10 protein-coding genes are annotated in these 10,356 nt (G+C 57.6%); 5 read left to right on the top strand and 5 right to left on the bottom strand.

Features of this window, described 5'->3' with window-relative positions:
• Positions 1–124 precede the first annotated feature (124 nt).
• From CKW14_RS24965 to CKW14_RS24945, 5 genes are all read right to left on the bottom strand, one after another.
• Positions 125–400, bottom strand: coding sequence for a hypothetical protein (locus CKW14_RS24965; protein WP_256587291.1), 276 nt, complete (start codon positions 398–400; stop codon positions 125–127).
• Positions 401–789: 389 nt separating this feature from the next.
• Positions 790–1,098 (bottom strand): hypothetical protein, encoded by a 309-nt coding sequence (locus CKW14_RS29780; RefSeq protein ID WP_141231826.1) that lies wholly within the window; start codon positions 1,096–1,098, stop codon positions 790–792.
• 371 nt (positions 1,099–1,469) lie between these two features.
• The gene (locus CKW14_RS24955; protein ID WP_095126313.1) at positions 1,470–1,874 is read right to left on the bottom strand and encodes a thioesterase family protein; all 405 of its coding nucleotides are present in this window, start codon (positions 1,872–1,874) and stop codon (positions 1,470–1,472) included.
• A gap of 128 nt (positions 1,875–2,002) precedes the next feature.
• Positions 2,003–2,752: a hydroxypyruvate isomerase family protein gene (locus CKW14_RS24950; protein WP_095126317.1), complete on the bottom strand. Its 750-nt coding sequence runs from the start codon at positions 2,750–2,752 to the stop codon at positions 2,003–2,005.
• A 93-nt stretch (positions 2,753–2,845) separates the two neighbouring features.
• Positions 2,846–4,411, bottom strand: a complete 1,566-nt coding sequence (locus tag CKW14_RS24945; protein ID WP_095126312.1) for a carbohydrate porin — start codon at positions 4,409–4,411, stop codon at positions 2,846–2,848.
• Between the two features lie 166 nt (positions 4,412–4,577).
• On the opposite strand from CKW14_RS24945, the gene CKW14_RS24940 reads away from it, so the two are divergent.
• From CKW14_RS24940 to CKW14_RS24920, 5 genes are read left to right on the top strand one after another with little or no spacing between them, the layout of a single operon-like run.
• Positions 4,578–5,852 (top strand): ABC transporter substrate-binding protein, encoded by a 1,275-nt coding sequence (locus tag CKW14_RS24940; RefSeq protein WP_095126311.1) that lies wholly within the window; start codon positions 4,578–4,580, stop codon positions 5,850–5,852.
• 21 nt (positions 5,853–5,873) lie between these two features.
• Positions 5,874–6,836, top strand: a complete 963-nt coding sequence (locus CKW14_RS24935) for a carbohydrate ABC transporter permease (RefSeq protein ID WP_095048929.1) — start codon at positions 5,874–5,876, stop codon at positions 6,834–6,836.
• Complete coding sequence (locus CKW14_RS24930; RefSeq protein ID WP_095048928.1) at positions 6,833–7,675, top strand: carbohydrate ABC transporter permease; 843 nt, start codon at positions 6,833–6,835, stop codon at positions 7,673–7,675. Before CKW14_RS24935 ends, CKW14_RS24930 begins: the two co-directional genes overlap by 4 nt.
• A gap of 27 nt (positions 7,676–7,702) precedes the next feature.
• Positions 7,703–8,848, top strand: a complete 1,146-nt coding sequence (locus CKW14_RS24925) for an ABC transporter ATP-binding protein (protein WP_256587290.1) — start codon at positions 7,703–7,705, stop codon at positions 8,846–8,848.
• A 29-nt stretch (positions 8,849–8,877) separates the two neighbouring features.
• The gene (locus tag CKW14_RS24920; protein WP_095126309.1) at positions 8,878–10,347 is read left to right on the top strand and encodes a glycoside hydrolase family 32 protein; all 1,470 of its coding nucleotides are present in this window, start codon (positions 8,878–8,880) and stop codon (positions 10,345–10,347) included.
• Positions 10,348–10,356 lie beyond the last annotated feature (9 nt).

Below are 10,356 nucleotides of genomic sequence, written 5' to 3'. Positions count from 1 at the left end.
CCATTATTACAATCGGATCAGGCTGCACAGTCACAATGGCTACCGAACTCCGGTGGACATGGAGGCCCTGGCGGCATGAAAAAGGGTAAAACCCTATAACCGTGTCCAGTATCGTTTGACCAGATCAAAGAATTCCCTCAACTGCGCAAATTTTTGTGTTCTCAAGGTGGGTTGCTGACAGATCCGCAAGCAGGTTTTCCCTCTTCCAGGAGCAGGTCACGTTTGGCTCTATCTCGAAGGGAGCCGGCGTATCAGAAGGAAACAAGTCCGCACCTACTCTCTCGCCATCACTCAAGAGATACATGGATAGAACTTCTCCTTCGCCAAAACGCCACTCTAGAGAACCTATGTCTCCCAGATCTTTCTCGTCGTTGAAATAGTACTGGTCGTGCAGCAGCAAGCTCAGCCGTTTTCCCAAAAGCGAACGTGCGTTTTGCAGCTCTAGGACAGCTCTTGTAGGGGATGGGGAGTGTCGGCTAGACATCGGCATCTCATATAGGTGGGAAGAGAGGCAGATACTACACAAACGCTATTACGTCCGCTTCTGGCCGATAGTGGCCGCTCACAGATGTCCGTTTTCGGCCAGAAGCGACCGGTCTGCCTGATAAATAAATCTGTCCCCATTCCACCTAGTTTCCTAGGCGCATCCGATTGGCTGCTTTTGGCCAACGGCAACTTTGGGTCGATAGCTGCTGGTCGAAGATGACCGCTATCGACCCAAAGCAATCGTTCCTCAAAACGACACACGGCCAAAGCCAAATCCATTTACCTAAGAAAGAGCAGGCTCACTCAGGAAGGAAATGCCTCAAAACGGCAAGCCGCAATCAAATGCTTGACGCGTTCCTGCTCTTTGGATACGAGATACACATCGACGAGGCCCCGCGCATCTACTTTGTCAGCTGGATCAACAAATATGTAGTCGGCACGCATATTTGAAGAGGGGCTGTTGAGGCGCACGTCCTCTTGAGGCAACATCCGGTAGGCACACCATCTTTTTCCGTCTAATCCAATTCGAATTTCGGGGCGAGGCTCTACCCTGACGTAAAAGTTGGAATGGACAAACGATTGCACACCGTAGTGGCGTATCTGCTGATTCATGAACGCTCCTTGCTCATTGGGAATAAATGCGTCTGTGAGAATAACTCAGGTCATTACTGATACGTAAGTCATAAATCGCGCATTGCCGTGTTCATGGACTTGTCTAAATATCCCTATTGCGGTTGTTCTCCATCAAGGGCTGCTTTAAGTCGTTAGCCGTAGCGGATCGAGAGCCCACTTCTGCCCGTCTGTGCTAACGATGAGAGGCCGCTTCGGGTCGAAAACGGTGGCGTACGAATGACAGCTTTTGGCCGATTGCTGCCGGTCACCAAGGCCGCAATCGCCCATAGCTCCCGGTGAGGAACGGTAGATTTTGACCACAACCGGGCACTCGACAGCCCCCCAAACGTTTGTTGAGTCCATCTGATCGTCTATGAAAGAAGCGCTCGCAACGGAGCTGGAATGGATACAACTTCCTTACTTTCCGGTGAGACACAAACGTGTGTGACATTCGCTGTAAATGCCAGCACGCCTTCGCCTATAAACCCCTCAACCAAAAAAGTAAAAGAGTGCTTCCCCAACCTGGCCACGCCAACTTTAATAATCATTTCGTCATCCCACGTCAGCGGAGCCAGCAACTCGATCGACATCGCACGCACCGGCGGCAATACATTAAAACTCATCACCGCTCTAAGCCCCGGCCCCCCTACCCATCTGTCGAGTGCTACACCAATGGCCTCTACAGCAAAATATGAGAATCGCGGGGTGTAAACCACCCCTGCCGGATCACAATCTCCGAACAAGATAGTTCTGCTTACAAAAACCGCATCAGGCATTTACTCCCCCCTACTCGCCAACGTCAGGCCGATATCGATGAGTTCTTCTCGCTCGGCCATCAAGGGCTTCTGCCTTTGATGGCGGCGATTGTCCCCACATCAGCGACTCAAAGATTTTCGCCTGGAACCTAAGCACTCAGTTGCTTGAACCAGTCAAGGCTCTCAACGGTAGTCCCAGAAGGACGGTATTCACATCCGATCCATCCTGCGTAGCCGCGCTGCTCCAGCGCCTCGAACAAGGCAGCAAAGTCGATACTCCCCGTTCCCGGCTCGTGACGCCCCGGGCAATCGGCAATTTGCACATGGACGGTTCTGTCATAAAACCGCGCCAGCACATCCGCTGCGTCTCCAGTCAAAAGCTGGGCATGGTAAAGATCAAGAATCAGCCCGACACTCGGGAAGGTCTCCAGTACCTGTTGCGCCTTGCTGAAGTCGGACATGTAATAGCCCGGCATCGCCTCCGCGCTGATCACTTCGATAAGCGGCCGCAGCCCCTGGTCTTCCAAGTACTTGACCGCATATTCCAGGTTGCCCGCGTAGGTTCGCTCAGCGTCATTCTGCGTGGTAACGCCCGACATGATGTGGACATCCGCACACGCCAAGGTCTTTGCGTAGCGGGCGGCCTGGAGCAACCCGTCACGAAACTCCTCTCCCCTGCCCTGTAACGCGGCGATGCCTTTGGTCACGCCGGCCGGGGCGGCGAACTGAATCAACGGCAAACTGTATTGGGCGAGATGGTCGGCAAGCAGACTGGCGTCGAATTCATACGGCGACGGGAACTCCACTGCCCGGAAACCGGCGGCTGCGGCGGCTTCGATGCGTTGCAGAAAAGGCAATTCATTGAATTGGAAACCGAGATGAGCATTGAACTTGAGCATTGGGTAATCATCCATCCTGGGAAGAAACGACATCATTAGCCTGGAGCATCCTTCACCGCTCCAGCACTGCACTATCGCAAGTGCGTTCAACGATTAAAACCAGGTTTCCATCTGAATACCGTATTGCCATACCCCTCCCGCCTGGAAGTCGGACATGCCAAAGGAGTCTGCAGTGCTGAACCTGTCCAGATCCGAAGACCAGTTCATGTAGCTGGCGAACACTCGCAGCTCCGGACGCGTGAGTAGATCGCCAACGTCAAGCTTGAATGTCGGGGCGACCGTGAATTTCCAGAAGTTACCGTCGACCGCATTACGTTGTAGATAGCCCTTGGGGTCGAGGTTCATGGTTTGCCAGCTCATTTCGTAGGCCATTTCGAAGTTGCTGTTGATTTTGTTGGCCAATCGCACGTTGAGGGTCAGCCAGCGGTAGTCGTCACCTTTGACGTATCGATCCTTGCTCTGTTCGGCCAGCAAGCTGGGCCCGATGCGCCAGTCAGAGGTCAGCGGCGTCTCACCGTAAAGCGCCAGACGCAGCGCGCGGGCGTCGTCGATCAGTTCACCATCCGAGCCAACGTTCTTGACCTCTGCCCCCAGGCCTTGCCCATAGAGCAGCGCCGTTTTGAAGAACCCTTCCCTGCCGAAAAAGGTTTTCTGGTGATTGGCCAGCATGCTGTGCAAACCGCTATCCGCAGGCGTCAAACCGGCCTTGTTGGTGTGGGTGCCGAAATCGTTTTTCTTGGCGCCGATGGCGTTGTACATCCACTGCCACTGGCCATCCTCGAAGAACTGGTTGGAGGTCAGGATGTAACTTTCCACATCGGCATTAATCCCGCCTTGGCTGAAATCTCCGTAGCTACGCCCAATCAACGAGTAATTCGAGCGCCAATGCTTGTTCATCTGCACATCGTAAATTCCACCGCCGGTGCCGGCCAGGTAAACGACGTCGGAGTCCAGCCAGTGGATATCGAAATTATCTCTATCGAAGCGCTTGCCCGCCCACAACGTAGCGTTCTCGAAGACTGAATTGCCTTTGAATGCAGCGACATGGTCGAGCGTGGCGAACACCTGGCGCACGTTGAGGTTGCTTTCGTCGGCCGTCCAGTCATTGGAGCTTTCCACACCGTCGGCGATGGAGACCGTGAACTTGGAACGAGTGCCGTTTTGCGCATAGATCTCTTTCGACAGGTCGATACGCATGTAGGTGTCGTCCTCGTTACCGAGTCGCCCGACTGCCCCGCCCACCGAACCGGCCGGCGTTGTATAAGGGCCGCCACGCCCGCCACCCAGCCCCTCGTCGACCAACAATCCGGAGCGCGCATAGCCGTTGAAGCTGAACCCATCGGTGAGGTTTCTGGCACCGCCCTCCTTCTCCAGGCTTTGCTGACGGGCTTCGAGTTTTGCCAGTCGGGTGTCCAGAGCAGGCGCCGAAATGGCTGTTACGTTAGAGGCGACGGGTTGCAAGGGCGGCGCCGCGCGTTTGACCTGCTGCAATTCCCGGGCAAGTGCCTGGGTCTGCTGTTCGGCCATGGCTGCACGCTTTTCCGCTGCGCTGGCACGCGCTTCAAGTGCGGCCATGCGCTCTTCCAGTGTCGCGCCCTGAGAAGCCGCCGCCGATGTGCCGAGCACGCCGACCAGTAGCCAGCTTGATCCTTTCTGCATGTTGATTCCCTGTTTTGTTTTTATTTTTTGGTTGCCGCAGTTGCCTTTTTTGCGTGAATCGCGAGTTGTCACAAACGACAAAAAAAGGATGCCTCCTCGCAAATACGCTGCTACATTTGGCGATGTTAACGTTAACTTTTCTAAAAACAAAAATAAAGGACGCTCGATGAAACACCTGAAATCGCTCCTGCCCGTTGCATTGATCACCCTGTCTGCCGCACTGCCATCCGTGTCGAACGCAACCGATCTGACGATCTCTTGCGGTGCGGTGGGTGCGGAGTTGCAGCTGTGCAAAGAGGCCGTCGAGACATGGTCGAAACAGACCGGCAACAACGTCGAGGTGGTCTCCACGCCTAACTCGGCGACCGAGAGGTTGTCGTTCTACCAGCAGATCCTCAGTGCGCAGTCCACCGACATCGACATCATTCAAATCGATATGGTGTGGCCGGGGATGCTGGCAAAACACCTGATGGATCTGCGTGAGGTGCTTCCCGCCAACGCGACCCAAGGCTACTTCCAGGCCCAGGTCGATAACGCCACGGTCAACGGGCGGCTGGTGACGATGCCGTGGTTCACCGACTCGGGGCTGCTGTATTACCGCAAAGACCTGCTTGAGAAATACAACAAACAGGTTCCTCAGACGTGGGAGGAAATGACCGCTACCGCCAGGGATGTGCAACAGGCTGAACGCAACGCCGGGAACGCCAATGCCTGGGGTTACATCTTTCAGGGACGTGCCTACGAGGGGCTGACGTGCAATGCGCTGGAGTGGATCAGCAGCCAACCGCAAGGCGGCCTGATCAATCAACGCGGCGACATAGTGGTCAACAGTCAGGCCTCGAGAGCGGCGTTGACCCTGGCGAAAAGCTGGGTCGGAGACATCTCTCCGCGTGGCGTGCTCAATTACACCGAGGAAGAAGGACGTGGTGTATTCCAGTCGGGCAATGCGCTATTCATGCGTAACTGGCCTTATGTCTGGGCCCTGGTGCAAAGCCAGGACAGTGCCGTAAAAGACAAGGTCGGCGTCGCTCCCCTGCCCCGCGGCGGCGAAACCGGCGAGCATGCCTCCACCCTCGGTGGCTGGGGCCTGGCGGTATCGCGTTACAGCGCGCATCCCAAACTTGCCGCTGAGCTGGTGAGCTACCTGAGTAGTGCCCAAGAGCAAAAACGTCGAGCGCTGAAAGGCGGCTATAACCCGGTAATCGAGTCGCTGTATCAAGATCCCGAGTTGCTCGCGGCCATGCCTTATTACGCTCAGCTGCACAGCATTCTCAACGCTGGGGTCATGCGCCCCGCCGCCATCACCGCCGATCGTTATCCACGGGTCTCCAATGCGTTCTTCGATCGGGTGCATGGCGTGCTGGCGGGCGAGTTGCCCGTCGATAAGGCTCTTGCCGAACTGGAAAGCGAACTTACGCGCATCAAACGCCGGAACTGGTAAGCCACAAGGAAGGAAATCACCATGTCTGTCTCTACGACCCATGCCCCCTTTGACGAGCTGCTGCTCACGAGGGAAACGCCTGTACAACGTCGCCGGGTGCGCGCTGCCTGGCTGTTTCTGACGCCAATGCTGGTCTGCCTGGCCCTGGTCGCCGCCTGGCCGCTGCTGCGCACATTCTGGTTCAGTCTGACCGACGCCAGCCTGGCGGACACCGGTGGCGCAACCTTCATAGGCTTGAGCAATTATCTGTTGTTCAGCGGTTCCGGCTGGTCGGGCATCCTCGTCGATCCACAGTGGTGGAATGCAGTGCGCAACACGTTGTATTTCACGGTGGTCTCGGTGGGACTGGAGGTCGTGCTGGGGTTGTTGGTGGCGTTGCTGCTGAACATCAAATTCACCGGCCGTTCTCTGGTGCGGGCGTTGATTCTGATTCCGTGGGCGATTCCGACGATTGTCTCGGCGAAGATCTGGTCATGGATGCTCAACGACCAGTTCGGCATCATCAATCACCTGATGCTCAGCCTCGGCCTGATTGATGCTCCCCTGGCCTGGACGGCAGATGCCGACCTGTCGATGTGGGCGGTGATCATCGTTGATGTCTGGAAGACCGTGCCCTTCGTCACGCTGCTGATGCTGGCGGCCTTGCAGATGTTGCCGAGCGATTGCTACGAAGCGGCCAGGGTCGATGGCATTCATCCGCTGAAGGTGTTCTGGCGCGTCACCCTGCCACTGTTGATGCCTGCACTGCTGGTGGCGGCGATCTTTCGCATCCTTGATTCGCTGCGGGTATTCGACGTCATCTATGTGCTGACCTCGAACTCCTCGAGCACCATGAGCATGTCGGTGTATGCCCGCCAGCACTTGGTGGAGTTCCAGGATGTCGGTTACGGCAGCGCGGCGTCGACGCTGTTGTTTCTCGTGGTCGCGGTGATCGCCATGCTTTACCTCTACCTCGGACGCCGTCAACTGGAGGTCCGCGCATGAGCCCGCGCCTGCTGAAAAAAGCGCTGTTGCGCCTCGGATTCTGGTGCCTGATCGGGGTTTTGCTGCTGTATGCGGTTTTCCCGTTCTACTACGCCATCGTGACGTCGCTGAAGCCCTCCAGCGCCTTGTTCGAGGTGAGCTACTGGATCGAAAATCCTGACTTCTCCAATTACGCTGCGGTCCTCCACCAGGCCTCGTTCCTGCGAGCAATCGGTAATTCACTGGTGGTTGCGCTGTGCGTGGTCACCCTGGCGCTTTTCCTCAGCCTGACCGCTGCTTATGCCTTGGGCCGGGTGAAATTCCGTGGGCGTGGCACGGTGTTGATGATGGTGCTTGGCGTGTCGATGTTTCCCCAGGTCGCGGTGCTGTCGGGACTGTTCGAAGTGATCCGCGCCTTGGGCCTGTACAACACGTCGTGGGCGTTGATCCTGAGTTACACGATTTTCACCCTGCCCTTCACCGTCTGGGTGCTGACCACGTTCATGGGACAACTGCCCCATGAACTGGAGGAAGCGGCAATCATGGATGGTGCGTCGCCCTGGGTGACGCTGACCCGCGTGCTGTTGCCGCTACTCTGGCCCGCCCTGATCACCACTGGCTTGTTGGCCTTCATCGCGGCGTGGAACGAGTTCCTGTTTGCCCTGACGTTCACCCTCACCGACAGCCAACGCACGGTGCCGGTGGCCATCGCCTTGATTTCCGGCGGCAGCCCCCATGAGTTGCCTTGGGGCTTGTTGATGGCTGCCTCGGTGCTGGTCACCGTCCCACTGGTGATTCTGGTGCTGATCTTCCAGCGCCGAATCGTTTCCGGTCTCACTGCCGGCGCGTTAAAGGGTTGATGCCCAATAAAGACAAGGAACCGCATCGTGATGAAATTGAAACTGGACAACGTGAACAAACAATTGGGCGGCGCGCGGATTCTTCGCGACATCAACCTGGAGATCGCTGCGGGTGAATTCGTGGTATTCGTCGGCCCTTCGGGCTGCGGAAAGTCGACGCTGCTGCGGCTGATCGCCGGACTGGATTCGATCTGTGCCGGCGACCTGCTGATCGACGGGCGCCGGGTCAACGACCTGGAGCCGCGCGAGCGTGGCGTCGGCATGGTGTTTCAGTCCTATGCGCTGTACCCACACATGAGCGTCTACGACAACATCAGTTTTGGCCTCAAACTGGCCAAGACTGAAAAGAGCAGCCTGCGCGAGCGCGTACTGAAAACTGCGCAAATCCTGCAATTGGACAAACTGCTGCAACGCAAGCCAAAAGAGTTGTCTGGAGGGCAGCGTCAGCGTGTAGCAATGGGCAGAGCCATGGCGCGGGAACCGGACATTTTGTTGTTCGATGAGCCGCTCTCCAACCTGGATGCTTCCTTGCGGGTGCAGATGCGCAACGAAATCGCCCGGCTGCATGCGCGACTGCGCTCAACCATGATCTACGTCACCCACGATCAGGTCGAAGCGATGACCCTGGCCGACAAAATTGTCGTGCTCAATGGCGGTCACGTCGAGCAGGTCGGCTCACCGCGCGAACTCTACGAGCGCCCTGCCAGCCGCTTTGTCGCCGGTTTTCTCGGTTCGCCGAGAATGAATTTCCTGCCGGCACGCTTGCATGCGCCGGGCGAAACCAGCCTGGTCGATGCAACTGTTTTGGGGATGACCACCCTGCCCTTCGACAGCTCGGACCTGGCGGCAGACGCCTCGCTGAGCCTGGGCGTTCGTCCGGAACACCTGTCGCTCAAAGCGGCGCAGGGCACGGCAGGCGTCGTCGTGACCGGGGTCGAATACCTGGGCAGTGAAACCTATGTGCACCTGGATACCGGGCAGGACGAGCCACTTATCTGTCGTTGTGAAGTCAACGCCGGATGGCAGGCGGGCGATCGGGTCGAACTGCAGCTGGACATCAACAAGATCCATCTGTTCGACAGCGACGGCACGGCATTGAAGCGCCACCCGCACGCCATTGAATCCGCGCAGGATGACCTCTCTTTGCGCTCAGTCCGAGCAGGCGCCCTATGACCTTGTCTTTGAATACTCCGAGCGATCCCATGTCTTCGACCCTTGACCTTGCGCAGCGCGCCCTGGCTGACAGCCAGTCTCGCGTCATCGAGGATTATCGACCCGGTTATCATATTGCCCCGCCGGCAGGCTGGATGAACGACCCGAACGGGGTCGTGTACTTCCGTGGCGAATATCACGTTTTCTATCAGCATCACCCCTTCGACGCGAAATGGGGGCCGATGTATTGGGGCCACGCCAAGAGTGCCGATCTGGTGCATTGGCAACACCTGCCCATTGCGCTGGCACCCGGCGATGACTGCGACCGCGACGGCTGTTTTTCCGGGAGCGCCGTGGTCTGTGGCGATACCCTGGCCCTGATCTACACCGGGCACACCTGGCTGGGCGAAGTGGGTGACGAACGCTTGATCCGTCAAGTGCAGTGCCTGGCAACCAGTACCGATGGCATCCGCTTCGTCAAACACGGGGCCGTCATCGACAGCGCGCCGCAAGACGCCATCATGCACTTTCGTGACCCCAAGGTCTGGCAGGCGGATGGCTATTGGTACCTGATTGCCGGCGCACGTTTGGGCGACAGGCCGCTGCTGCCGTTGTACCGGTCCACGGATCTGCGCGTCTGGGAATTCCTCGACTATGTGTCCGCCGGCAGCGAAGACGATGGCTATATGTGGGAATGCCCGGACCTGTTTCGCCTGAATGGACGCGATGTGCTGCTGTACTCTCCGCAAGGCATGCAAGCCGACGGTTACGATCGGCTCAACAAGTATCAGACCGGTTATCGAGTGGGCCAGCTCGATAACCAGTGGCACTTCACGGGCGGGCCTTTTATCGAGCTGGATAACGGCCACGATTTCTATGCAGCGCAAACGCTGTTGGCCGCCGATGGTCGGCGCCTCCTATGGGCATGGCTGGACATGTGGGAAAGCCCGATGCCGAGCCAGGCCCATCACTGGTGCGGCATGCTCGGATTGCCCCGCGAACTTGAGCTGCGCGCCGATCGCCTTTGCGTGTATCCGGCACGCGAGCTCAGCGCGCTGCGAATGACGCTATTGCCGGGTACGCCGTGGTGGGGAGATTCGGGAACTCGCTGGGTACCGCAAGTAAACGGCGACATGCTCGAAATCCATGTGCATCTGGATCTGCTCGGCTGCACTGACGGCCACTTGGGAGTCGCTTTGCGTTGCAGCGACGATGGCCGTGAAGAAACCCTGCTCTATTACGATGCATCACTGCAGCGTCTGGTGCTTGATCGCAGCCGCTCGGGTGCGCAAGTCACAGGCCAGCGCAGCGTGGCGATAGACCCGACACAAGAGCGCTTGGAACTGCGCGTGTTTCTTGATCGCTCATCCATCGAGGTATTCGACGAAAACGGCCGCTTCAGCCTCAGCAGTCGCCTCTATCCGCGTTCCGACAGTCTGGGCGTGAAGCTGGTGGCAAGCGGGAGTGGCGGACGCGTCTCGATTGCCAAGGCATGGCCGCTCGGTTCTGCATGGTCATGAGCGGCGTCA

Origin of the sequence: Pseudomonas sp. Irchel s3a12 (assembly GCF_900187485.1) — a bacterium.
Classification (GTDB): domain Bacteria; phylum Pseudomonadota; class Gammaproteobacteria; order Pseudomonadales; family Pseudomonadaceae; genus Aquipseudomonas; species Aquipseudomonas neuropathica.
Note: the sequence above shows the minus strand (reverse complement) of the source record. Positions and strands in the feature narration are given on the sequence as shown.

Bases quoted from the DNA above. Each gene is read 5' to 3' on its own strand.
- CKW14_RS24940 (WP_095126311.1), top strand. From the start codon at position 4,578: ATGAAACACCTGAAATCGCTCCTGCCCGTTGCATTGATCACCCTGTCT.
- CKW14_RS24930 (WP_095048928.1), top strand. From the start codon at position 6,833: ATGAGCCCGCGCCTGCTGAAAAAAGCGCTGTTGCGCCTCGGATTCTGG.
- CKW14_RS24920 (WP_095126309.1), top strand. From the start codon at position 8,878: ATGTCTTCGACCCTTGACCTTGCGCAGCGCGCCCTGGCTGACAGCCAG.
- CKW14_RS24950 (WP_095126317.1), bottom strand. From the start codon at position 2,752: ATGCTCAAGTTCAATGCTCATCTCGGTTTCCAATTCAATGAATTGCCT.
- CKW14_RS29780 (WP_141231826.1), bottom strand. From the start codon at position 1,098: ATGAATCAGCAGATACGCCACTACGGTGTGCAATCGTTTGTCCATTCC.
- CKW14_RS24935 (WP_095048929.1), top strand. From the start codon at position 5,874: ATGTCTGTCTCTACGACCCATGCCCCCTTTGACGAGCTGCTGCTCACG.
- CKW14_RS24955 (WP_095126313.1), bottom strand. From the start codon at position 1,874: ATGCCTGATGCGGTTTTTGTAAGCAGAACTATCTTGTTCGGAGATTGT.
- CKW14_RS24945 (WP_095126312.1), bottom strand. From the start codon at position 4,411: ATGCAGAAAGGATCAAGCTGGCTACTGGTCGGCGTGCTCGGCACATCG.